This window comes from Gordonia sp. UCD-TK1 (assembly GCF_001691435.1).
Taxonomy (GTDB): Bacteria; Actinomycetota; Actinomycetes; order Mycobacteriales; family Mycobacteriaceae; genus Gordonia; species Gordonia hongkongensis.
This window is the reverse complement of record NZ_LZMP01000001.1, coordinates 249,029-270,968: the sequence shown is the minus strand read 5'-3', so window position 1 is coordinate 270,968 and position 21,940 is coordinate 249,029. Positions and strand designations below refer to the sequence as shown.

The window sequence follows — 21,940 nt, the reverse complement described above, 5'->3', positions numbered from 1 at the left end:
ACCCGGTGACGCGAACGGCGCGAGTGACTCCCAAGGGATGAGCGTGCTCGGTGTGGGCATCGACATCGTGTCGATCCCGGAGTTCGGCGAGCAGCTCCGGCAGCCGGGTACGACGTTCGCCGACCGGTTCACGGTCGGCGAGCGTCGGGACTCGGCCGCCGGGACCGGCGACGACGCCCGGCATCTGGCCGCCCGCTGGGCGGCCAAGGAGGCCGTCGTGAAGGCGTGGTCGGTGAGCCGCTTCTCGCGGTCTCCGCTGCTGCCGCTGATCCGGCACAGCGACATCGAGGTCGTGACCGACACGTGGGGCCGTCCGGCCATCCGCCTGTCCGGCGAGATCGGCGAGCATCTGCGCGACACGACCGTGCACGTGTCGCTGACCCACGACGGGGACACCGCTGCGGCGGTGGCCATCCTCGAGGGCAGGTAGCCCGCACGGCTCTCAGACCGTCGTCGACTCCTCGAGCAGCAGATAGCCCGCGAGCATCCGCTTGAGTTCGGCGACGGTCTCGTCGTGGTCGTGGCCGTCCTGTACGGAGAAGCTCAGCAGCGAGTAGGCCGTGTGGACGAGCACCTGGGACATCATCTCGCGGCGTTCGCGCTGCGACGGCGTGAGCGGCGCGATGATCCGCGCGACCTGTTCGGCGAGCACCCGTTCGTTCAGCGACGCCGTGGCGCGGGTCGCCGGTGTCGACTGGACGGCCAGCCACACCGCCCGCCGCGACGGGTCGGTGCGCCACAGGGCCGCCAGGTGATCGAGGAACTTCTCGAGCAGGCTGGGCCACTCCAGGGACGGCACCTCCGAGGAGAACGCCGTGAGTTCCTCGCGGACGTCGACGGTGTCCTGGCGGTCCAGCTCGCACACGATGACGTACTTGTTCGCGAAGTACTGATAGAGCGTGCCGATGGGGACCTCGGCCCGGGTCGCGATCTCCTCGCAGGTCAGCGATTCGAACCCGACGTCGATCAACAGCTCGCGTGCTGCTTCGAGCATCGCCTGGAACTTGCGCTTGCTGCGTTCCTGAGTGGGCCGCTTGCGCGGCACCAGCGGTTCGGCGGACTCGGGCATCGGGGCCGGCTCAGACGGACAGGTCGCGGCGCAGCTTGGCGACGTGTCCGGTGGCCCGGACGTTGTACTGCGCGAGTTCGATCGTGCCGTCGGCGTCGACCAGGAACGTCGACCGGATGACGCCGGTGACGGTCTTGCCGTACATCTTCTTCTCCCCGAATGCGCCCCACTCGGTGAGCACCTTCTTCTCCGGGTCGCTGAGCAACGGGAACGTCAGGCCCTCGGCCTCGACGAACTTCGCCAGCTTCGCGGGCTTGTCGGGGGAGATGCCGAGGACCGCGATCCCGGCCTCGTTCAGCTCGCCGAGGTTGTCGCGGAAATCGCACGCCTGCTTGGTGCACCCCGGGGTGGCCGCTGCGGGATAGAAGTAGACGACGACCTTGCGGCCGGCGTAGTCCGACAACGAGACCGGGTCGCCGTTCGCGTCGGGCAGCGTGAACGACGGCGCCGTGTCGCCCACGGACAGTCGGGTGGTGGTCTCAGCCATGAGAGCCAGGCTAGTGCATGGCGACATGCCCGGATGCCGGGATGTCGTAGCATCGAGACGCTGCCATCTGGCGGTTCGTCCCCGGCGCCGAGAGGTCGTGCGGCGGCCGGGAAGTGAGAAGACCAACGAGAAGCGCCGGAAGGATGCAACGTGGCCGGAGATACCGAACGTATCGAGCAGGACATCGCCAAGGCCCGTGAGGACCTCGCCAGTACGCTCGACGCGCTGGCCGAGCGCGCCAACCCCCAGCGGCTCGCCGACGACGCCAAGTCGAAGGCTCTCGCGACACTGCAGACGCCTGCGGTGAAGTACGCACTCGCCGGGGTCGGCGCCCTGGTCCTGCTCGTCGTCGTCCGCAAGGTCGCCTCGCGATGACCCGCTGATCCAGCAATCGGCGGCGCGACCTCGTCCGCACGGGCCCGTCGAACGGCAGAAGCCGCTCCGACCAGGCGATTTCACTTCTGCCGCGGGGGTCCTGTAAGGTTCCATCTCGCACCGCCAAGCGCCATTAGCTCAATTGGCAGAGCAGCTGACTCTTAATCAGCGGGTTCGGGGTTCGAGTCCCTGATGGCGCACAGAGTACTCAAGACGTCTCGCATCGAGCGAGGCGTCTTGTGGCGTCTCAGACGGTTTCGACCGCGGCCGGTGGTCGATGAACGGCAGATGAACGTTCGGCGTTTCGGGTGCGCAACACGCCGCTCGAATGGATGACGGCCGAAGCGTTCGGTCCGATTTCTCGTACACTGGTCCGCGACATCGGGGTTCGGAATGTCCGTTTCGGATTCGGGGTGTGCAGTGTTCTCAAGGTTGCGAGGCAGCGTGACCGACCGGTTCGGGGTCGGGGCGTCGACAGGCGGGAGTGAGATGGGGATCGGTCGTACTCGGCGGATGCCGCTGATCATCAGCGGTGTGATGTTGGCAATCGTCGCGCTGGTGACGTCGTGCACGCAGGAGGCGTCGTACTCCGACAACGTCAGCAGTTCGAGTCTCTTCGACGATCTGCTCAAGCCGGGTCTCGAGATCACCGAGTGGGCCGAACGTCCCCTGAACGACAACGCCGTCGGCGTGCAGCCGGGTGCGCCCATCAAGGTGAAGACCAGTGAGGGCACCATCAGCCGGGTGCTGATCAAGAAGTCCGACGGCACCCCCGTCAAGGGCACCCTCGCCGACAACGACACGGTGTGGGTCAGCAACGAGGCCCTGGGCTACAACCGCACCTACACCCTGGAGACCGACGCGGTGGGCATCGGTGGTGCGGTCACCAAGAAGGTCACCTTCACCACGAGCAGCCCCAACAACCTGACGCAGGCGTATCTGACACCGAGTCCCGGCGAGACCGTCGGTATCGGACAGCCGGTCGCGGTGAAGTTCGACGAGCCGATCGCGGATCGTCGTGCGGCGCAGCGCGCCATCCGGATCACCACCGACCCTCCGGTCGAAGGGGCCTTCTACTGGATCAGCCCGAGCGAGGTCCGGTGGCGGCCGGCGGAGTACTGGAAGCCGGGCACCAAGGTGCGGGTCGCGGTCAACACCTACGGCATCGACCTGGGTGACGGACTCTTCGGCCAGGAGAACGTGCGGACCAACTTCACCGTCGGACGCTCGATGATCGTCACGGCCGACGACAACACCAAGCAGGTCGTCTTCGAACGCGACGGCAAGGTCATCCGGACCATGCCGACGTCGATGGGCAAGGCCGGCGACGAGACCGACAACGGCATCTACCTGGTCTCGGACAAGCACGACCACATCATCATGGACTCGTCGACCTACGGCGTGCCGGTCAATTCGTCGAACGGTTACCGCACCCCGGTCGACTACGCGACCCGGATGTCCTACAGCGGCATCTTCTTCCACTCCGCACCATGGTCGGTGTGGGCGCAGGGCAACACCAATACGAGTCACGGCTGCCTGAACCTGAGTCCGGAGAACGCTCTCTGGGTCATGGAGAACACCCTCCGCGGCGACCCGGTCATCGTGAAGAACACCACGGGCGGAACATTGTCGGGCACCGATGGTCTCGGCGACTGGAACATCCCGTGGTCGGTGTGGCGCAAGGGCAACGCCGACAACGCCTGACGCTCAGCACGCCTTCGGACGCCACCGAACCGCAGCGCGGTCGGTGGCGTCCGTGCGTCAGCGGGACCCGACGCGGAACGTGCGACTCGTCCCGGAGACGGGCCTCGTCGACCCGTTCGCATCGCGGCTGTCCCCGAAGTAGCGGATGCGGTACATCCCGGACGCGTCCGTCGGCGACCGCCAGGTGATCGTGATCCGCGACGTGTCGGTGCTGCCGGCCGGGCGCGCCCACCGGAACTCCGTGGACCAGTCGTTGTCGTCGGCGACCGTCGTCCACTCGCTGCCGGTACGCCGCTGCACCTCGAGATAGGTCCGGCCGTGCCGGAAGTCGTTGTTGGGATGCGCGCCGACGAACTGCACGGTCACGATCGAACCGGGGCGGTACGTGGCGTCGGGTTCACGCAGGACGTCGCCGTAGCGTCGGCCCGGTATCGGACGGTCGGCGGGGACCGGGGGCACCAGGTCGGGTTGCAGTCCGGACTTGTCGACCGGCGCCGGACCACGGCCGATCCGGCGTCCGGACGACATGGCCGCGGCGAGCGCGGCGAACTCCTGCAGGTAGGCGGACAGGGTGTACCGCCCGAATTGGGTCTCGCCGCCTTCGTAGTGCTGCAGGTCGTATTCCTCGGGCGTCGTGACGTACTGGGTGTAGGCGTTCGCGAACCCCTGCACGAGGACGTTGTCGACGTCGGTCCGCAGTTCGTCGGCGACCACTCGACGCAGCCGCAGACCCGCGACGACGGTGACCTCGGCGGGTACGGCGACGAGCACGAGTTCGCCGATGCGCATGAGCTGCAGCGGCACCACCGCCGGGATCCAGCCCGAGGGCGGCAGCAGACCGAGCGGGAACGCGATCAGTTTGGGCGCCTGCATGTCTCGCATCCACGGTGCGATCGGCGGGACGCGGTCTCCGCCGAGCGCGGTGACGAGGGGATTGGTCATGCCCTCCACGAGGAAGGGGAGCGGTTGCTCGTAGTTGTCCTCGCTGCTGGTCGCGACCGCGCCGGCACCCATCATCGCGGGGGTGGTCGACGCCGGTCGGCCGTCGGGTGTGTAGGTACCGGAGATCCGGACCGCCGACATGTCGACGTACCGCACGATGGAGTCGACGCCGCCCCGGGTCATCGGGCGGGCCGCCTCGAAGCCTCGCCGTCCGGCGACGTACTGACGCTCGCCGATGAGTTCGCAGTTGCGTCTGTTGTCCGATGTCGGTCCGCGCGGATCGAACTGCGCGAGTGCGAGGTTCGGCGTCATGTCGCCGGAGTTGGTCTGTGGGAACGCGGCCACGAACCCGGGCTGGGTTCGCTCCCACAGGTGGCTCGCGTAACCCTTGTTGTCGCCGGCGATGAGGACGTTGCGGTCGGTGAGAGACGTGCCGTGTGTCGGGAACCAGGTGATGGCACCGACATCCCGGCCGCCGGAGGCGTCGTGCTGCCGCAGTCGTAGCACCGTCACCTGAGGGTCGATCGCATCGGGGAAGTGCCGCTTGTCTGCCGACGGGTTCGCGTCGAAGGCGACCCGGGATCGATTCCGGCTGGCGTCGTGCAGTTCCTCGCGGCCGATCGTGACGCTGCCGGGCGCGAGATTCTCGTGCGCGCGAACGATCGCGGCGAACATGCCGTCGATCTCGGCGTCGTAGGAGTTCTTCTTGAACCCGAACGCGGCGAGCGAATACGCGTAGTCCCAGGACGTGCCGCCGCAGGAGGCGTGCGTGTGCTGTGCGTTCAGATTCACGTTCGATTCGGTGTACAAGGAGCCGAATCGGTTGCGCAGCTTGACCATCAGGCCCATGTGGTGCGACTGGAACAGGCACGCGAGGTCGGCGGTCAGGAAGACGACGCGCTGCCCGGTGGCGGGATCGACGATGATGTAGGCCCGCGCCCAGCAACGCTGCAGGAGCCCGGCCGCGACCTGCTCTGGATTCGAATACCCCATCATGCCCTGGCCGGCGACCGCGCCCGTGACATCTCCGATGCCGCAGCCGACGAGGTAACTCGTCGACCCCGGGGGCGACGCGCCGGCCGGGGCGGCGGACAGGCCGGACCCGAGCCCGGCCGCGGCGGCGGTCGCGGCGGCACCGGCCATCAACTGTCTGCGCGTGAGGTCCACGTGCCGTCCTTCCGGGCGTCGGACGACACCGGCAGACGTGCGGTGTCATCGCGGCACACACCCTGACGGCGCGGCCGTGTGGTCGAGATCAGTTCAGGGCGTCGAACTCAGTCGTTGTCGTCGCCGCCCGGGATCCCGATGATGAACCCGATCCCGATGATGATGCACGAGATCAGGGCAACGGCAGGCATGACCCAGTAGGAAGGCATGTGGTGAACGTTACTGCGAGGCATGCCCATGCGCCCGGCTTCGGGGACTTTCGGGGACGAAGGTCCCCGGGCGCCGTCGACCCCCCGACCCCTGGACTTCAACTCGACCGGCAGACCTCGATCGAAGTCTGCCGGTCGAGTTAAAGTCTGGCGGTCGGGAGGTCACGCCTGGCAGACAACGACGGACCGTGAATTGTCCACAGCAACGACCTGACCGGAGACGCGTATTCGGCAGTGCACCGTCCCGTAGCCGATTGCGGCGATGTACATTGCGGCCGGCCTGGTCGCAGGTCCGGTGTTGAGTGTCAGTGAGTACCGTCCGGCGAGGTTCGAGTACGGAATCACATAGTCCTGCCACTGTCCAGGGGCATACGCGATCGACACGTGAGGGGCATCCGCCTCGATTGTGTAAAGCACGTTGACGCTGGCGTTCGCTGGCACCTAGACGGGGATCTCAGTGTGATACATCGCGGGTTCGGCGYAGTGAGGTTGACACCTATTCGTCCGACTGGACGACGGCTTCTGCAACGAGATCACATCTCGCCCAGCTTCCTGTCGTCTCGGACCGGGTCGGTGAAGAGCCCGGACAGGGCGTCGGCGAGATAGTCGTCCTCGGCGCCGTTGCCGGGTAGTTCGAGCGCGCGGCGGTATGCGGTCGCCGCGCCGCGGTCGTCGCCGAGTTCGCTCAGCGTGAGGGCACGGGCGATGTGAAAGGGCCGGAACCGGTCGAGTTGTGTGTCCGCCTGCAACCGATCGAGCATCGCGATGCCGCGGGCCGGACCGTAGGCACGCCCGACGGCGACTGCGCGACCGACGCGCACCACGGGTCCGGGGTCGTGCGCTTCGAGTAGTCGGTACAGGACGGCGATCTGGGTCCAGTCGGTCTCGTCCGCGGTGGCGGCCTCGGCGTGCACGGCCGCGATCGCCGCCTGGATCGTGTACAGACCGGCGTCTGCTTGTGCCGCAGCGTGTTCCGCGAGCGCGACGCCCTCGGCGACGAGCGCCCGGTCCCAGAGCCGGCGATCCTGGTCATCCAGCGGAACCGGTCGGCCGTCGGAGTCGAGTCGAGCCGGCCGGCGGGACTGGGTGAGCAACAGAAGGGCGAGCAGTCCGGTCGTCTCGGCGCGTGGGAGCAGTGCGCGCAGGGTCCGAGCGAGGCCGATGGCTTCCTCGGTGAGATCGTCGCGGATGTGCGCGTCCCCGGTCGAGCGCGCGAACCCCTCGGAGAACAGCAGGTAGATGACTCGCAGGACCCCGCCGAGCCGACGCGGGAGATCGCCCTCGCGCGGCGGCGCGAACGGAACACCCAGCGCGCCGATCCGCTTCTTGGCGCGCACGATTCGCTGCTGGGTCGTCGGTACCGGGATCAGCAGCGCATGCGCGACCTCCGCGGTGGTCAGCCCGGCGACGAACCGGAGGGTGAGCGCGATCCGGTCCTCGGCGCGGAGCACGGGATGGGTGCAGGCGAAGAACATGCCGAGGCGTTCGTCCGGCAACCCCGGTGGCGGCGCCTCGGCCGGGTCTGCGAACTCCGCAGGGGTGGAGGCACGTTCGCTCTCGGTGTGCAGGCGGGCCAGTTTCCCGGCGAGGACGGATTCACGCCGCACCACGTCGAGCGCCTTGCGTTTGGCCGTCGTCGTCAGCCATGCCTCCGGTGAATCCGGGACTCCGGTACGCGACCAGGTGATCAGGGCCTGCGCGATCGCGTCCTGCAACGCGTCCTCCGCGAGGTCGAGATCGCCGAACTTCTTCGTGAGCGTGGCGAGTACACGAGAACGGACGTCGCGATCGACGGCCGACACCGCCCGGCGGGCCACGGACCCTGCGGAATCCGTGGCCGCCGAACGGTGTGAATTGTTCGTCATCGCTCAGTACGGTGCGAGCGGCCGGATCTCGACATGGCCGCCGGGCGCCGAACCGGGGCTGCGGCGGGCCCACTCGATCGCCTCGTCGACGTTCGCGACGTCGATGACGTACACCCCGCCGACGAACTCCCGCACCTCGGCGAACGGCCCGGACGACGCGACCACCCGCTCGCCGCTGTCGTCGGTGTGCACCACCGCGCGCTCGTCCTCCAGCGCGAAGGAGTTGACGACGACACCGGCCTTGGTGATCTCCTCGTCGAAGGCGAAGAACTCTTCGGGGCTGGCGCCACCGTCCTCACCACAGGCCGGATCGTTGACATGTCCCATGAGCAGCAATGCGTACTTCATCGTTCCTCCAGTCTCGGCCGACTGATGTGGCCATGATGCCGAACCGGATCGGTCCGACACCATGGTGACGTACGGCGATTCCGGATATCGACAGCAAGCCGGGGAAGAGACCGCAGCACCAAAAAGCCCCGCCTGCGGATCGCAGACGGGGCTTCGTCGGGGTGGATGACGGGACTCGAACCCGCGACAGCCAGGATCACAACCTGGTGCTCTACCAACTGAACTACATCCACCATCGGCGTCGGAAACCTGGGCGTCAGCGCCGGGTCTCAGAGCCATCAACACTCTAGCGGGTCGGTGCCGCAGAACTCCAATCGGTTACCCGACCTGCGTGTTCAGGCGGGGCCGAGGTCTTTGACGATCTCGGCGAGGGCATCGGTGTCCGGGCCGGGGGCGGGCACGAACGCCGCGGCCCGGTAGTAGCGGAGTTCCCGGATCGACTCGCGGATGTCCGCGAGGGCCCGATGCGCGAGGCCCTTCTCGGGCTGGCCGAAATAGACCTTGGGGTACCAGCGCCGGCACAGTTCCTTGATCGAGCTGACGTCGACCATGCGGTAGTGCAGGTAGGCGTCGAGTTCGGGCATGTCCCGCGTGATGAATCCACGGTCGGTACCGATCGAGTTGCCCGCGAGGGGGACCGCGCCGGCGGTGGTCACATGCTTGCGGATGTAGTCGAGCACCAGCTTCTCGGCTTCGGCGAGGGTGACGGTGGACGCCCGCACCTCCTCGGTGAGACCCGAGGCCGCATGCATCTTGGTCACCACGTCGGGCATCGACGCCAGCGACTCGTCGTCGGCGTGGATCACGACATCGACACCGTCGCCGAGGATGTTGAGGTCGCCGTCGGTCACCAGGGCCGCGATCTCGATGAGTTTGTCCGACTCGAGTCGGAGTCCGGTCATCTCGCAGTCGATCCACACCAGTTTGTCCTGCACCCGACAACCTTAGCCAACCTCGCGCGCGAATCCGCGGGACATCGGCCCCCGAGGTCTATCGTGTGCTCGTGACCGAAGCCTCCAGTCCGGCGCAGCACATCGCCGCCGGATACGCGTTCAGCACCGCCGCACTCGAACTGGGCGCCGTCTCGGTGGCGGGGCAGGTGGATCCCGCGGCGAAGGTCCGAATCCCGCTGTCGATGATGAACCGGCACGGTCTCGTTGCCGGCGCGACCGGGACGGGAAAGACCAAGACGCTGCAGCTCATCGCCGAGCAACTGTCGAGCAACGGCGTTCCTGTCGTCATGGCCGACATCAAGGGCGACCTGTCCGGACTCAGCCGAGCGGGCGTGGGCAACGACAAGATCGCCGAACGCTCCCACCAGACCGGCGACGACTGGCAACCGGCAGCGCACCCGGTCGAGTTCGTCTCGCTGGGTGCGGAGGGAATCGGGGTACCGATCCGTGCGACCATCACCTCGTTCGGGCCGATCCTGCTCAGTAAGGTGTTGGGGCTCAACGCCACCCAGGAGTCGACGCTGGGCCTCATCTTCCACTGGGCGGACAAGAAGGCCTTGCCGCTTCTCGATCTGAAGGATCTGCGGTCGGTCATCGCCTTCCTCACCAGCGACGAGGGCAAGGCCGAACTGAAGGGGATCGGCGGGGTGTCGCGGCAGACCGCCGGCGTGATCCTGCGGGCGCTGTCGAATCTCGAGGCCGACGGCGGTGACACGTTCTTCGGCGAACCCGAGATCGATCCCGCCGACCTCATCCGGACGGCGCCCGACGGACGCGGCATCATCACGTTGTTCGAGCTCGGTACCCAGGCGGCCCGCCCCGCGCTCTTCTCGACCTTCCTCATGTGGATTCTGGCCGATCTGTTCGAGTTCCTGCCGGAGGTGGGCGACCTCGACAAACCGAAGCTGGTCTTCATCTTCGACGAATCGCATCTGCTGTTCGACGACGCGTCGAAAGCCTTCGTGGACCAGGTCGTGCAGACGGTGAAACTGATCCGGTCGAAGGGCGTCGGCGTGTTCTTCTGCTCCCAGCTGCCGACGGACATCCCGAAAGAAGTGTTGTCCCAGCTGGGTGCCCGGATCCAGCACGCGCTGCGCGCCTTCACCCCCGACGACCAGAAGGCGCTGCGTACGACGGTCAAGACCTACCCCGTGTCGGAGGTCTACGACCTCGAGCAGGTGCTGACCTCTCTCGGTACGGGCGAGGCGGTCGTGACGTGTCCGAGCGCGGTGCGCCGACCCCGGTGGCGTGGACGGTGGTCCGAGCGCCCCGGTCGGCGATGGAGGCGATCGGCGCCGACGCTGTCACCTCGGCGGCGAAAGCCGGGCCGTTGTACGCGAAGTACGGCACGCCCATCGACCGCGAGTCGGCGTACGAGATCCTGGCCGCCAACACCCTCGCACCGGGGGAGCCCGCCGACGCACCGGCACCCGTGCCGCCGACGCCGGCCCCGGAGCCGATGCCGGAGGAGCCAGGGCTCCTGACCGAGGTGCTCACGAGCAAGCCGATGCAGAGTTTCCTGCGATCGGCGGCGAGCGCGGCCGGACGTGAATTCAGTCGCGCGATCTTCGGCACGGGGCGTCGCCGGCGGCGCTGAACGGCGCCCGGACGACTCCTACTCCGCGCTGAACTTGCGGTAGAACCCACCGACGATCGGGGCCACCACCCCGCGCGGTGTGTACCCGCCGGCCACCGACATCGCCTTGGACAGGGTGCCTGGCACGACGCGCATCTTGTTGTGCGCCAAGGCATCCAAGCTCATCTCGGCGACCTTGGCCGAGGAGTGCCACAGGAAGTCCGGGACGACCTTGTCGACGATGGACGCCTCGTCCGGGGTGGGAGTGTGCGTACGCACCGGGCCGGGCGCGAGCAGGGTGACGTGCACGCCCTGCCCGCACACCTCGCCGCGCAGGGACTCGCTGAAGCTGTTCACGAAGGCTTTCGATGCCGCGTACGTCGCGTTGTTGGGAATCGGCATGTTTCCGGCGGCCGACCCGACCATCAGGATGCCGCCCGAGCCGCGCCTGACCATGTGCGGGAGCACCGCCAGGGTGAGGTCGTGGACCGCGTTGACGTTGAGCCGAACCTGCGCGCGTTCGTAGTCGGCGTCGAGGTCGGCGACCGGCCCGAAGGTCGCGATGCCCGCGTTGTTGCAGAGGATCGAGATCTCGCGGCCCGCGAACTCGGCGGCGAGCACTTCCACCTTCGTCGGGTCCGACAGGTCGACCGCGCGGACCTCGACCGAGACCTCGTGTGCCGTGCGGAGTTCGCCGGCTAGTTCCTCGAGAAGGTCGCCCCGACGGGCGACGAGGATGACCGAATGACCCCGGGCGGCCAGCGCGCGTGCGAGTTCCCGTCCGATCCCGGACGAGGCCCCGGTGACGACGGCACGGGCGGTGGCGGAGGGCGGCGGTACCGGCATGTCGCAATGGTAGCCGCCGCCTCTCGCGCCGAGACCGAGCGTCAGTCGATGCCGGCGGCGACCTCGGTGCCCTGCCGGATCGCGCGCTTGGCGTCGAGCTCGCCGGCGTAATCGGCCCCGCCGATCACATGCGTCGTGACCCCGGCCAGCGTCAACGGATCGACCAGATCGCGTACCGACTCCTGGCCCGCGCAGATCACCACGTTGTCGACCTCGAGCACGCGGGTGTCGGTGACGTTGCCCTCGTCGTCGCGGAAGCTCAGATGCAGCCCCTGGTCGTCGATCTTGTCGTAGGTGGCGCCGCTGATCTGCTCGACGCCCTTCATCTTCATCGTCGCGCGATGGACCCAGCCGGTGGTCTTGCCGAGGGACTTGCCCTGCTTACCGACCTTGCGCTGGACCAGGTAGACCTGACGCACCGGCGGAAGCGGCCGCGGCTTGGTGACGAAGCCGGGCTTCTCCGGATCCTCCGTCACGCCCCATTCCTGTTCCCACTCTTTGAGATTCATCGTCGGCGACTCGTCGGTGGTGAGGAACTCGCTGACGTCGAAACCGATGCCGCCGGCACCGATCACGGCCACGCGCTTGCCGATCTCCCGATGTCCGAGCACGGCGTCGGCGTACGACATCGCCATCGGGTGATCGACGCCGGGGAAGCTCGGGATGCGCGGCACGACGCCGGTCGCGACGATCACGTCGTCGAACTTCTCGGCGATGATCTGCTCGGCGTCGGCGCGGGTGTTCAGCCGGACCTCGATACCGAGCACCTCGATCTGACGGGTGAAGTAGCGGATCGTCTCGCTGAACTCCTCCTTGCCGGGAATGCGTGCGGCGATGGAGAACTGGCCGCCGATGGAGTCGCCGCCCTCGAACAGGGTGACCTTGTGGCCGCGCTTGGCGCCGGCGACGGCGGACGACAGGCCGGCCGGGCCCGCGCCGATCACGGCGAGGCGCTTGGCCTTTCGTGTCGGACCCAGGATGAGCGTGGTCTCGCGTCCCGCGATGGGGTTCACCAGGCACGACACGTGTTTGCCCACGAAGGCGTGGTCAAGGCAGGCCTGGTTGCAGCCGATGCAGGTGTTGATCTCGTCGGAACGACCCTCGCGGGCCTTGTTCGCCAGGTGGGGATCGGCAAGGAACGGCCGGGCCATCTGGATGGCGTCGACGCGTCCGTTCGCGAGGATCTCCTCGCCGAGTTCCGGGGTGTTGATGCGGTTGGCCGCGATCAGCGGGATCGAGACCTCGTCGCGGAGCCGTTCGGTGAACTTCACGAATGCCCCGCGCGGCACCGAGGTGACGATGGTGGGAACCTGGGCCTCGTGCCAGCCGATGTCGGTGTTGATGGCGTCGACGCCGTACTGCTCGGCCTTGCGAGCCATCAGCGCGACCTCGTCCCAGGTCTGTCCCTTGCGGATCAGGTCGGCGATCGACTGACGCAGGATCACCGGGTAGTCGCGGGGGACCTGACGGCGGATCTCCTTGATGACCTCGACCAGGAAACGCTGGCGGTTCTCGGTGTTGCCGCCCCATTTGTCGGTGCGGTCGTTGGTGTGAGGGCAGAGGAACTGGTTGATGAGGTAGCCCTCGCCGCCCATGATCTCGATGGCGTCGTAGCCGGCCTTGCGTGCCAGCTTGGCGGACTGCCCGAACGACCTGATGACGTGGCGGATGATCGGCTCGGTCATCTTCAGATGCTTGAAGGGGTGGATCGGCGACGGATCGGTGCCGGGAGCGACCTTGAACGGCGTGTATCCGTAGCGGCCGGCGTGGATCAGCTGCATCGCGATCTTGCCGCCTTCGTCGTGCACGGCCTTGGTCACGCGCTTGTGGCGGGTCATGTCGACGACGTTGGTCATCTTGCCGCCGGCGAAGGCGAGCAAACCCGTCCGGCTGGTGCCGAAGCCGCCGGTGATGATCAGTCCCGCACCGCCTTTGGCGCGTTCGGCGAAGTACGCGGCCAGCTTGTCGGTGTCCCAGAACCGGTCCTCGAGACCGGTGTGCATCGAACCCATGACCAGTCGGTTCTCGATGGTCATGCCGCCGATCTGCAGGGGCGTGAACAGGTGCGGATAGTGCTGGTTCGGTTGTGCCGTCGGGGCTGACATGGCGCGACCTTTCATCTCGGTGAACCTGGGTGGACGGATTTGGCGGTATCGAAGGTGTTGCGGGACTGGCTAACTCAGCTCTCGGTCAATTCCCGTTCGAGTCCGTGGATGACCTCGTCGCACCATTCGATGTATCCCTGCTCCTGGCGGATGCCGCCGCGGAGGACGAGGTACTGGTGCAGTTTGCGGCCGGTGAGCGTGTCGGGATCGGGGTAGTAGTCGGCCTGGAAGCCGGTGTAGAGCTTCAGTTGCGCGAGGTGCTCGTCGCGGTGGGCCTTGAGTTCGCCGATGATGGCGGCGAGGTCGCCGAACTCCGCGGCCCGCAGCTTCACGCCGATGTCGCTGCGGAGCGGTTGCAGTGGGGTCGGACTCATCGCCCAGTCGGCCAGGGCGTCGCGCCCGGCATCGGAGATCGTGTAGACCTTCTTGTCCGGACGACCGTCCTGACTGATCGACTCGACGCTGACCAGTTCGTCGTCGAGGAGCTTCTTCAGCGTCCGGTAGATCTGCTGATGCGTGGCCGACCAGAAGTAGCCGATGCTGCGGTCGAATTGCTGACCGATCTCATAGCCCGTTCCCGGTCGCTCGGCCAGCGACACCAGAATCGCGTGTTCGAGCGCCATGAGAGCAATCTAACACTGCAACAATGCACTATGCAACAAGGTGTATATGAGTCGAGTTGCATATCGGGCGGCGGCGACGCCGACCGAGGAAGACCCGAAGTGAGGCGTCGTCAGCATCCGTGCCGCACACTGTTCGGCATGGGTGAACCGGAGACGAGGTCTCGGAATCTGCTGTCCTGGAAGCTGACCGACAACGCGGTCGTGGCACCGGAGGAACGGCTGACCTGGCCGCGGACGGTCAGCATCGGTCTGCAGCATGTGGTCGCCATGTTCGGCGCGACCTTCCTCGTCCCGGTGCTGACCGGATTCCCGCCGTCGACGACGCTGTTCTTCTCCGGCGTCGGCACGATTCTGTTCCTGCTGATCACCCGCAACCGCCTGCCCAGTTACCTGGGTTCGAGTTTCGCCATCATCGCGCCGGTGACAGCCGCCGTCGCCTCCGACGGGGCGTCGTCGGCGCTCGGCGGGCTCGTGGCGGTCGGCGCTCTGCTCGTCGTCATCGGGCTCATCAGTCATTTCGCGGGTGTGCGATGGATCGAGACCCTGATGCCACCCGTCGTGACCGGCGCGATCGTTGCGTTGATCGGGCTCAATCTGGCGCCGGCGGCCAAGAACAACTTCGTCGCCGATCCCGTCCTTGCGACGATCGTGCTGGTGCTGCTGGTGGCCTCCGCGGTGCTGTTCCGCGGGCTGCTCGGGCGCCTGGCGATCTTCCTGAGCGTCGTGGCCGGATATGTCCTCGCGCTGATCCTCGACCGGACCGACAGCGACAACGACTACATCGACACCTCCGCCATCGGTGACGCCGCCTGGATCGGACTGCCCGACTTCCAGACGCCCACGTTCGACCTGGGTGTCCTGCCGTTGTTCCTCCCCGTGGTGCTGGTGCTCGTCGTCGAGAACATCGGCCACGTGAAGTCGGTCGCGATGATGACCGGCAAGGACTACGACGCGACCATGGGTCGCGCGCTGGCCGCGGACGGAGTGGCCACGATGCTGGCCGGCAGCGGCGGCGGGTCGGCCACGACGACCTACGCCGAGAACATCGGTGTGATGTCGGCGACCAAGGTGTACTCGACGGCGGCCTACTGGGTGGCCGGCGGCGCGGCGATCCTGCTCGGACTGTCGCCCAAGGTCGGCGCCGTGATCGCCGCGATCCCGCCCGGCGTGCTCGGCGGTGTCACGACCGCGCTCTACGGTCTGGTCGGTGTCATCGGCGTCCAGATCTGGGTGACCAACAAGGTCGACTTCTCCAAGCCGATCAACCAGTTCACCGCGGCGATCCCGCTCATCATCGGCATCGCCGACTACACCTGGCAGGTCGGCGACCTCGTGTTCGCCGGCATCTCGCTGGGCTCGGTCGCGGCACTGGTCATCTATCACTCCATGCGCCTCATCGGCGGGTGGCGGGGAACGGTCGACGTCGGCCGGACGGACACTCACCACGGCGACGCATAGGTGTCCGACCGACGAACCTCAACTCGACTGATGGACTTCGATCGAGGTCCAGGAGTCGAGTTGAGGTTCGCAGGTGGACGGTCGCGAGAGGACCGGGATCAAACGGACGACTACTCGAAAGCCTGGCGTGTGTTCGAGTCGCGGCTCACCACGGCAGCCGTAGCGGGATGTCGGGAATCGGCCCCGGTAGGTCGATGTCCCCGTCGGCGCGATCGTTGAAGAGATAGAGCCACCACAGGGGAGCAGGTGCGCCGACCGGTGGCGGGAGTTCGGCGATGTCGGGCTTGCGGGGGACGTAGAGGTCGGGTTCGGCGCCGACGATGACCTTCACCATGTTCTGGAAGGCCGTGGATTCCGGGTCGTTCCAATAGGCACCGTGGGTGACCAGACCCCCGTCGACTGTGCGCTCGTCGAGCTCGACTGTGCCGGTGTCGAGCCTGATCACGCCGGGCGCGGTGTCGGGGTCGTGGCCGTGCGGGTTCCCGGGAAAGGACTGGACGTAGTGGATCGGGTCGCCCGGGAAGGTCAGCGAGTATCGATCCACGCCGTCGGGATGCGGGGTGTCGTAGATGCCGGTGCCCGCCGACGACGCGTAGATGACGCGGTCGGGGGACAAGCCGAGTTGTTCGGCCGAGCCCACGACCGACCCGCCGTAGCTGTGGCCGATGTAGGTGGTGGTCGCGCCGGGTGCGAGATGCGCGATCTCGGCGTCGAGTTCGCGACCGAACAACTCCAGGCGGTGCGCCATGGCTGCGGCAAAGCTCGGACTCGCCGCCGCGCGGAGGTCGGGCGGGAGGTCGCCGTCGAGGTAGAGGAACACCGGGCCGCCGGTGCGTGCCGCGAGTTCGGTTGCGGCCGTGCGGTTGTGGCCGACAGCGGTGTCGAGGTCCGTACCGGTCCCGGGGACGTAGGTCGTCGTGTTCGGGGTGCCGGGCGGCAGCGATCCGATCATCTCGACCATGCGTCCGCGCGGAGTGTTGACGAAGGTGATGAAGGCCCGCTCGACGAGTCCGTCGTCGCCGCGGGGTGTCTCGTCGGCGATCGGGTCGGGGCTGGGCTCGAGGAGTCCGCGCAGGGTCCGAGCTCTTCGGCAGTGCGCGCGACCGGCCGCCATCTCGTCGAGAAGTGCGTTGCGGATGTTGATCTCGTTGGCCTGGGCGCGGATCGCGAACGGGACGCCCGGTAGGTTCCCGATGACGTGCGGGTCGGCCTGCACCAGACGTCGGACGTCGTCGGCACCCATCTGTTCGATGACGTCGCGGACCTGGGTCGGCGTGAGCGTCTCCAGCATGCGGACGGCCTGATCCGCGTCCATCTCGGCGCCCCCGGGCAGTGTGACGTCGGGTTGACCCGCCGTCATCGACGCGAGGTCGGCCGCGAAGGTCTCGAGTCGTGCACCGTAGCGCTCGTCGAGGGCGTCGACGGTGTCGAGAGCCTCGGCGATGGATTCCGCGAGAAGGGCGGCCTGCCCGTCGAATTCGTGCTCTGGATGTGTCACCTCGCCGTCGTCGAAGACGGTGAAGCCCAGCCCCTCGGCTCCCCGGACGACACCAAGTGCGAAGTCGCGGGCGTAGCCGAGGTCGGCGGCGGCATCGGTGGCCTCGTCGGCGATCATCTGCACCACGTTGCGGACCTCGCCGGCATGATCGTGTTCCGCCCAGATGGCGTGGTGCGCAGCATCGTGCGTGCCGCCCGACCACCTCGAGGCGTTGTCGAAGGCACGCACCGCGCGACCGATGCCGGTGTCGATGCGCTCGGCGAGCGTCGAGGCAGCGGACCCGGCGGCGGCGATCGACTGCGGATCCCACGCGCGCAACTGCGAGAGGGTGGGTCGCATCAGCGGTTCCGAAGCGAGCGGAACCGAGTGCCCGACCGCGCGTCGGCGTCTGCCGTCGTCGCGTCGAACGCCCGCAGCATCTGGCTCATCGTCATCAGGCGTTCACCGATGGAGTCCACCGCCAGCCGTGCGGGTCCGATCGTGGCGGCGAGGGCACGCACGACGCGACTCGAGGGTCCGAGCGCCGCTCCGACGGCCTCGACATCCGCGGCGTGGATCGCGATCGCGGCGGCCTGCCAGGTGCGCGCGATGCCCTCGACCTCGGTGGGATCGACACCGAACAGCGATGCTTCTGAACCCTTCTGGTCTCGTCGACCAGATGAGAGGGGCGGAAAACCGGACAGAGAGCGGGGGAGCGTCATGATCCTCCAGGGAGTCGCGACCCACCGAGGTGTGGGGCAGGACTATGACGCACGGCGTGCCCCGAACGGTTCCCGATCCGCTTCGAGCGGTCGGCGACAGGCACATGACGTGCCCCCGGCAGGACTCGAACCTGCGACCTAGGGATTAGAAGGCCCTTGCTCTATCCACCTGAGCTACGGAGGCTGACCGGCGAGCGTGACGTGGCGCACGAGCGGCCGGGCAGAGAGAGTCTACGACACCGTCGTCGCTATGCCGTGCGCCACGGCGGGCCAGGTCGAATTGGGATCACGTCAGTGGCCGGTCCTACAGTTGGAGGATGACCCGCACGTCGACGCCCGCCTCCGCGGAGCAGCATCGCGACGCGATGAACGAACCGCGCGGCGTCGTCACCGCGATCCTGTGGGCATCGGGTTGGCTCGCCGCGATCGTCGCCGTCGCCGTCACCGCGATCTCCGCGGCGTCGGCTCTCCGGCTGACAGGTGTGCCCGATCCGGGGCCGCTGACCACCTACGGCGCACCTGCGCTGACCGCGATCGGCGAGTTCGCCGCGGCGATCGCACTCGGGTCGGCCGTGTTCGCCGCGTTTTTCGTGCCGCCCCAAGCGAGCGGCGTCCTCGACGTCGGGGGTTACCGCGCCATCCGGATCGCGGCGGCGAGCGCGCTGACGTGGACGGTCTCCGCTCTGCTGTTGATGCCGTTCTCGGCGTCGGAGATCAGTGGGGCGCCGCTGGCAGAGGCGATCCGCCCGGCGAACCTGCTGACCGCCTACGGCCAGGTCGCGGAGGTGCGCACCTGGTTCTGGACCGCGGTGTTCGCACTGGTCGCGGCCATCATCGCCCGGATGACCCTGCACTGGGGTCCGACCATCGCGGTCATCGCGTTCTCCGTGTTCAGCCTGATGCCGTCCGCGCTCGCGGGCCATTCCTCGTCGGGTGGCAACCACGACGTCGCCACCAACAGCCTGATCCTGCACATCATCGGCGCGACCCTGTGGCTCGGCGGTCTCGCCGCGGTCGTGGTCTACGCCCTCGCCGACGGACGATGGCGCGCCCTGGCGGTGCGCCGGTTCTCGCGCGTCGCGTTCTGGTGCATCCTCGTCGTGGGCGCCAGCGGTGTCGTCAACGCCCTGGTGAGGGTGCCGCTCGGCGACCTGTTCACCGACACCTACGGCCGTCTGATCGTGGCGAAGGTGGTGGCCCTGGTCGTGCTCGGCGGACTCGGCGCGTGGCATCGTCGCGTCACCATCGCCCAACTGGACGCCGACGACAAGCCGTCGCTGTTCGTCCGCTTCGGACTGGTCGAACTCGCCGTGTTCGCCGCGACCTTCGGCCTGGCCGTCGGCCTGAGCCGTACGCCGCCTCCACTCGTGGACACCACCCAGATCTCGGCGACCGAGAACGCGATCGGTTACGACCTCGACGGGCCGCCGACGTTCGTCCGCCTTCTCACCGAGTGGCGCTTCGACCTGATCTTCGGGCTCGCGGCGATCGTGCTCGCCGTCGTGTATCTCCGGGGAGTCATCCGCCTGAGGCGCCGGGGTGATGCCTGGCCGGTCGGTCGCACCGTCGCGTGGCTCCTCGGGTGTCTGCTGCTGTTGCTGGCGACGTCATCGGGATTGGGCCGCTACGCCCCGGCGATGTTCAGCATCCACATGATCGCGCACATGCTGCTGTCGATGATGGTGCCGGTCCTGCTGGTGCTCGGTGGCCCGGTCACGCTCGCCCTGCGGGCACTGCCGCCGGCCGGTCGGGGCAATCCGCCGGGCCCGCGCGAGTGGATTCAGCTGGGCGTGCACTCGGCGCCGTCCCGGATCCTGACGCATCCGCTGATCGCCGCGGTCATGTTCGTCGGCAGCTTCTACGTTCTGTATCTCGGAGGTCTCTACGAGGCCGTGGTCCAGTACCACGCGGCGCACCTGTTGATGAATCTGCACTTCCTGATCAGCGGCTACCTCTTCTACTGGCTGGTGATCGGCATCGACCCGGCGCCGCGTCAGGTGTCACCCGTGGCAAAGCTGGGCCTCGTGATGGCCTCGATTCCGTTCCACGCGTTTTTCGGCATCGCCCTCATGATGACGACCGCGGTCATCGCCGAGGCCTACTACCGCGGGCTCAATCTCCCGTGGAACTACGGCCTCTTCGACGACCAACGTGTCGGGGGCGGAATAGCCTGGGCCGCAGGCGAGATCCCCCTGGTGGTGGTCCTGCTCGCGCTGTTCGTGCAGTGGCAGCGCAGCGATACGAAGCTGGCGCGACGCTTCGACCGCAACGCGGACCGCGACCACGACGCGGACCTCGGCAGCTACAACGAGATGTTGAAGGAACTCAACAAGCGCGGTTGAGCGGCAACAGGTCTCATCCGGACCCCGTCGACACCGTGCAGACCGACGACCCGGCCTGGATCAAGGCGCCGGCGTGCAGGGGATCGAAGCCGAAATCGGCAGCGGTGCGGCCGGTCGCAGTGATCAGCTGTGGGGGACACCGGAAGCTCGTCACGAGTTCGCCTGCGGCGGCGAGCTCATCGACGATGGCCACGGTGAACTCGTTGATCGCGGTCCGGACCGGACCGAGATCGGACGTCGCAGGTGGGGCAGTCTGCCCGGGCAGCCGCCACTGCGCGAACAGTCCGCGCTGGACGGTCTTGCTCGCCTCGATCTGATCGCGGAACACACTGCGCACGTAGGCGGGGTCGAGACCCCGGTCGGTGGCCAGCTGCGACACGGTGTCGAGGACCACCTGTTCGCGTGCCGGGTCGTCGATGGCCGCACCGGACGCCCACTTCGTCGCGGCGACGGTGGCGGCCAGTGCGAGCCGGCCCGCGATCGCCTCGGTCAGACCGGTCAATGTCGGCGAAGCGACCGGCGCAGCGCCTGCGAGGGGCGGGGCAACCAGCATTGTTGCCGCTGAGATGAGACCTACCAGGAGCCTTCGGATGCGCACCCTGCGAAGTGTATGGGCGGCGAGCGTCAGGTGCATCGCGATCTGTGGGTAACACGTCGAGTTCTCCACAGTCGTGCGGCCTCGACGGTTGACGGCCCCGCTGCGGGTGATGCTGGTGCGGCCACATCTTCCCGTGGCCGACACCCGTAGGAGACGACCATGTTTGAGACGTACACGACCGTCATCGGAACCGTAGTGTCCGATCCCCGTCGGCGGCAGACGACCACCGGGGAGGACGTGATCTCCTTCCGCGTGGCGTGCACCTCGCGTCGCATCGACAAGACCACCGGCGAGTGGACCGACGGTCCCACGCTGTATCTCACGGTCAGCTGCTGGCGGCGTCTGCTGACCGGCGTAGGACTGGCGATCGCCAAGGGACGGCCGGTGATGGCTCACGGTCAGATCAAGACCAACGAGTACCCGTCGGCGGACGGCTCACGTCGCTCCGATCTCGAGATGACGGCCGTGGCCGTCGGACTCGACCTGAGCCGCTGCGTGGTCACCTATCGCGGCACGCCCGCACAGGGGCGTGCGGCCGACGCGTCGGTCGTCGCAACCGCGCCCGAGTCCCGCGAGTCGGCGGCGTGAACGCACGATCGTGGGGTCGAGCCGACTACAACTCAATCCGAACGGTTCCGGACCAGTCGCCAGCGGTTCTTGCCGTCGGCACGACGATAGGCGAGTTCGTCGAGGACGTTGATCGCGATGGCCAGGCCGCGGCCACGCTCGGCGAAGTCGTCGGGCAGGCTCACGGCGTCGAGATCGACGCGGGCGGGACTGCCGTCGTCGGAGTAGCGGGCTTCGATCCGGTCCGGTGCGACCTCCAGCTCGAGGCGCAGGGTGACGGTTGCGCCGTCCCCGGCGTGTTCGATGATGTTGGCGCCGATCTCGGCCACGGCGAGCTCGAACTGCATCGCGTCCATGTCGTCGATGGGGCACTCCGCGAGGAGATCGGCGAGGAGTGCGTGGATGTGGTCCATGGTCTCGAGCGAGGTGATCTCCTCGAGGGTGCGGGTCGCGGTGTTCTCGGTCATCGCCGGGGCCTCGATCTCTGGGTGAGTGGGACGGGTCCCG

General features: G+C 67.6%; 19 protein-coding genes, 3 tRNA genes and 1 pseudogene. 8 read left to right on the top strand and 15 right to left on the bottom strand.

The annotated features are described in order from the left end of the window. The first annotated feature begins 37 nt into the window (after positions 1-37). Positions 38-430: a holo-ACP synthase gene (locus tag A9310_RS01260; RefSeq protein ID WP_055474732.1), complete on the top strand. Its 393-nt coding sequence runs from the start codon at positions 38-40 to the stop codon at positions 428-430. Positions 431-442: 12 nt separating this feature from the next. On the opposite strand, the gene A9310_RS01255 is transcribed toward A9310_RS01260, so the two are convergent. Then, positions 443-1,069 carry a TetR family transcriptional regulator gene (locus A9310_RS01255; RefSeq protein ID WP_055474733.1) on the bottom strand — a complete coding sequence of 209 codons (627 nt, stop codon included), beginning with the start codon at positions 1,067-1,069 and terminating at the stop codon, positions 443-445. Between the two features lie 10 nt (positions 1,070-1,079). Then, positions 1,080-1,556 (bottom strand): thioredoxin-dependent thiol peroxidase, encoded by a 477-nt coding sequence (gene bcp / locus A9310_RS01250; protein WP_055474734.1) that lies wholly within the window; start codon positions 1,554-1,556, stop codon positions 1,080-1,082. A gap of 150 nt (positions 1,557-1,706) precedes the next feature. On the opposite strand from bcp, the gene A9310_RS01245 reads away from it, so the two are divergent. The 3 genes from A9310_RS01245 (at position 1,707) to A9310_RS01230 (ending at position 3,635) form a co-directional block, all read left to right on the top strand. Further along, positions 1,707-1,931: a DUF3618 domain-containing protein gene (locus tag A9310_RS01245; protein ID WP_058250014.1), complete on the top strand. Its 225-nt coding sequence runs from the start codon at positions 1,707-1,709 to the stop codon at positions 1,929-1,931. A gap of 127 nt (positions 1,932-2,058) precedes the next feature. Beyond that, positions 2,059-2,131 (top strand) — tRNA-Lys (locus A9310_RS01240). Positions 2,132-2,444: 313 nt separating this feature from the next. Further along, positions 2,445-3,635, top strand: coding sequence for an Ig-like domain-containing protein (locus A9310_RS01230; protein WP_058250283.1), 1,191 nt, complete (start codon positions 2,445-2,447; stop codon positions 3,633-3,635). Between the two features lie 57 nt (positions 3,636-3,692). Here the strand turns inward: A9310_RS01230 and A9310_RS01225 are convergent, their stop codons facing one another. From A9310_RS01225 to orn, 5 genes are all read right to left on the bottom strand, one after another. Beyond that, positions 3,693-5,744, bottom strand: a complete 2,052-nt coding sequence (locus tag A9310_RS01225; RefSeq protein ID WP_065629035.1) for a neutral/alkaline ceramidase — start codon at positions 5,742-5,744, stop codon at positions 3,693-3,695. A 742-nt stretch (positions 5,745-6,486) separates the two neighbouring features. Continuing rightward, complete coding sequence (locus A9310_RS01220) at positions 6,487-7,818, bottom strand: RNA polymerase sigma factor (protein ID WP_065629034.1); 1,332 nt, start codon at positions 7,816-7,818, stop codon at positions 6,487-6,489. Positions 7,819-7,821: 3 nt separating this feature from the next. Then, positions 7,822-8,166, bottom strand: a complete 345-nt coding sequence (locus A9310_RS01215; RefSeq protein WP_010841666.1) for a YciI family protein — start codon at positions 8,164-8,166, stop codon at positions 7,822-7,824. A 160-nt stretch (positions 8,167-8,326) separates the two neighbouring features. After that, a tRNA-His gene (locus tag A9310_RS01210) sits at positions 8,327-8,399 on the bottom strand. Positions 8,400-8,501: 102 nt separating this feature from the next. Next, positions 8,502-9,101, bottom strand: a complete 600-nt coding sequence (gene orn, locus A9310_RS01205; protein WP_065629033.1) for an oligoribonuclease — start codon at positions 9,099-9,101, stop codon at positions 8,502-8,504. Positions 9,102-9,169: 68 nt separating this feature from the next. On the opposite strand from orn, the pseudogene A9310_RS01200 reads away from it, so the two are divergent. After that, positions 9,170-10,716 (top strand): annotated as a pseudogene (locus A9310_RS01200) (helicase HerA-like domain-containing protein). Between the two features lie 18 nt (positions 10,717-10,734). Here A9310_RS01200 and cmrA read toward each other — a convergent pair. The 3 genes from cmrA to A9310_RS01185 all read right to left on the bottom strand — a co-directional run bounded on the left by cmrA (position 10,735) and on the right by A9310_RS01185 (position 14,269). After that, positions 10,735-11,541, bottom strand: coding sequence for a mycolate reductase (cmrA, locus tag A9310_RS01195; protein WP_065629032.1), 807 nt, complete (start codon positions 11,539-11,541; stop codon positions 10,735-10,737). 41 nt (positions 11,542-11,582) lie between these two features. Beyond that, a complete protein-coding gene (locus tag A9310_RS01190; RefSeq protein ID WP_065629094.1) occupies positions 11,583-13,646 on the bottom strand; it encodes an NADPH-dependent 2,4-dienoyl-CoA reductase in 2,064 nt (687 codons plus the stop codon). Between the two features lie 74 nt (positions 13,647-13,720). Then, a complete protein-coding gene (locus A9310_RS01185; RefSeq protein WP_058250020.1) occupies positions 13,721-14,269 on the bottom strand; it encodes a PadR family transcriptional regulator in 549 nt (182 codons plus the stop codon). Between the two features lie 138 nt (positions 14,270-14,407). Here A9310_RS01185 and A9310_RS01180 point away from each other — a divergent pair, with 138 nt between their 5' ends. After that, positions 14,408-15,727, top strand: coding sequence for a uracil-xanthine permease family protein (locus A9310_RS01180; RefSeq protein ID WP_065629031.1), 1,320 nt, complete (start codon positions 14,408-14,410; stop codon positions 15,725-15,727). Between the two features lie 145 nt (positions 15,728-15,872). Here A9310_RS01180 and A9310_RS01175 read toward each other — a convergent pair whose 3' ends face one another. From A9310_RS01175 to A9310_RS01165, 3 genes are all read right to left on the bottom strand, one after another. Continuing rightward, complete coding sequence (locus A9310_RS01175; protein ID WP_065629030.1) at positions 15,873-17,564, bottom strand: alpha/beta hydrolase; 1,692 nt, start codon at positions 17,562-17,564, stop codon at positions 15,873-15,875. After that, positions 17,564-17,926, bottom strand: coding sequence for a hypothetical protein (locus A9310_RS01170; RefSeq protein ID WP_065629029.1), 363 nt, complete (start codon positions 17,924-17,926; stop codon positions 17,564-17,566). The genes A9310_RS01175 and A9310_RS01170 overlap by 1 nt, the downstream gene beginning before the upstream one ends. Positions 17,927-18,036: 110 nt before the next feature. Then, positions 18,037-18,110 (bottom strand) — tRNA-Arg (locus A9310_RS01165). A gap of 133 nt (positions 18,111-18,243) precedes the next feature. On the opposite strand from A9310_RS01165, the gene A9310_RS01160 reads away from it, so the two are divergent. Then, complete coding sequence (locus A9310_RS01160) at positions 18,244-20,268, top strand: cytochrome c oxidase assembly protein (protein ID WP_065629028.1); 2,025 nt, start codon at positions 18,244-18,246, stop codon at positions 20,266-20,268. Positions 20,269-20,281: 13 nt separating this feature from the next. Here the strand turns inward: A9310_RS01160 and A9310_RS01155 are convergent, their stop codons facing one another. Beyond that, positions 20,282-20,866, bottom strand: a complete 585-nt coding sequence (locus A9310_RS01155; protein ID WP_065629093.1) for a chorismate mutase — start codon at positions 20,864-20,866, stop codon at positions 20,282-20,284. 159 nt (positions 20,867-21,025) lie between these two features. Here A9310_RS01155 and A9310_RS01150 point away from each other — a divergent pair, with 159 nt between their 5' ends. After that, positions 21,026-21,454 (top strand): single-stranded DNA-binding protein, encoded by a 429-nt coding sequence (locus A9310_RS01150; RefSeq protein WP_065629027.1) that lies wholly within the window; start codon positions 21,026-21,028, stop codon positions 21,452-21,454. A 32-nt stretch (positions 21,455-21,486) separates the two neighbouring features. Here the strand turns inward: A9310_RS01150 and A9310_RS01145 are convergent, their stop codons facing one another. Continuing rightward, positions 21,487-21,900 (bottom strand): ATP-binding protein, encoded by a 414-nt coding sequence (locus A9310_RS01145; protein ID WP_065629026.1) that lies wholly within the window; start codon positions 21,898-21,900, stop codon positions 21,487-21,489. Positions 21,901-21,940: the final 40 nt, after the last annotated feature.

Bases quoted from the DNA above. Each gene is read 5' to 3' on its own strand.
- A9310_RS01260 (WP_055474732.1), top strand. From the start codon at position 38: ATGAGCGTGCTCGGTGTGGGCATCGACATCGTGTCGATCCCGGAGTTC.
- A9310_RS01255 (WP_055474733.1), bottom strand. From the start codon at position 1,069: ATGCCCGAGTCCGCCGAACCGCTGGTGCCGCGCAAGCGGCCCACTCAG.
- bcp (WP_055474734.1), bottom strand. From the start codon at position 1,556: ATGGCTGAGACCACCACCCGACTGTCCGTGGGCGACACGGCGCCGTCG.
- A9310_RS01230 (WP_058250283.1), top strand. From the start codon at position 2,445: ATGCCGCTGATCATCAGCGGTGTGATGTTGGCAATCGTCGCGCTGGTG.
- A9310_RS01220 (WP_065629034.1), bottom strand. From the start codon at position 7,818: ATGACGAACAATTCACACCGTTCGGCGGCCACGGATTCCGCAGGGTCC.
- A9310_RS01215 (WP_010841666.1), bottom strand. From the start codon at position 8,166: ATGAAGTACGCATTGCTGCTCATGGGACATGTCAACGATCCGGCCTGT.
- cmrA (WP_065629032.1), bottom strand. From the start codon at position 11,541: ATGCCGGTACCGCCGCCCTCCGCCACCGCCCGTGCCGTCGTCACCGGG.
- A9310_RS01190 (WP_065629094.1), bottom strand. From the start codon at position 13,646: ATGTCAGCCCCGACGGCACAACCGAACCAGCACTATCCGCACCTGTTC.
- A9310_RS01185 (WP_058250020.1), bottom strand. From the start codon at position 14,269: ATGGCGCTCGAACACGCGATTCTGGTGTCGCTGGCCGAGCGACCGGGA.
- A9310_RS01180 (WP_065629031.1), top strand. From the start codon at position 14,408: ATGGGTGAACCGGAGACGAGGTCTCGGAATCTGCTGTCCTGGAAGCTG.
- A9310_RS01175 (WP_065629030.1), bottom strand. From the start codon at position 17,564: ATGCGACCCACCCTCTCGCAGTTGCGCGCGTGGGATCCGCAGTCGATC.
- A9310_RS01170 (WP_065629029.1), bottom strand. From the start codon at position 17,926: ATGACGCTCCCCCGCTCTCTGTCCGGTTTTCCGCCCCTCTCATCTGGT.
- A9310_RS01160 (WP_065629028.1), top strand. From the start codon at position 18,244: ATGACCCGCACGTCGACGCCCGCCTCCGCGGAGCAGCATCGCGACGCG.
- A9310_RS01150 (WP_065629027.1), top strand. From the start codon at position 21,026: ATGTTTGAGACGTACACGACCGTCATCGGAACCGTAGTGTCCGATCCC.
- A9310_RS01145 (WP_065629026.1), bottom strand. From the start codon at position 21,900: ATGACCGAGAACACCGCGACCCGCACCCTCGAGGAGATCACCTCGCTC.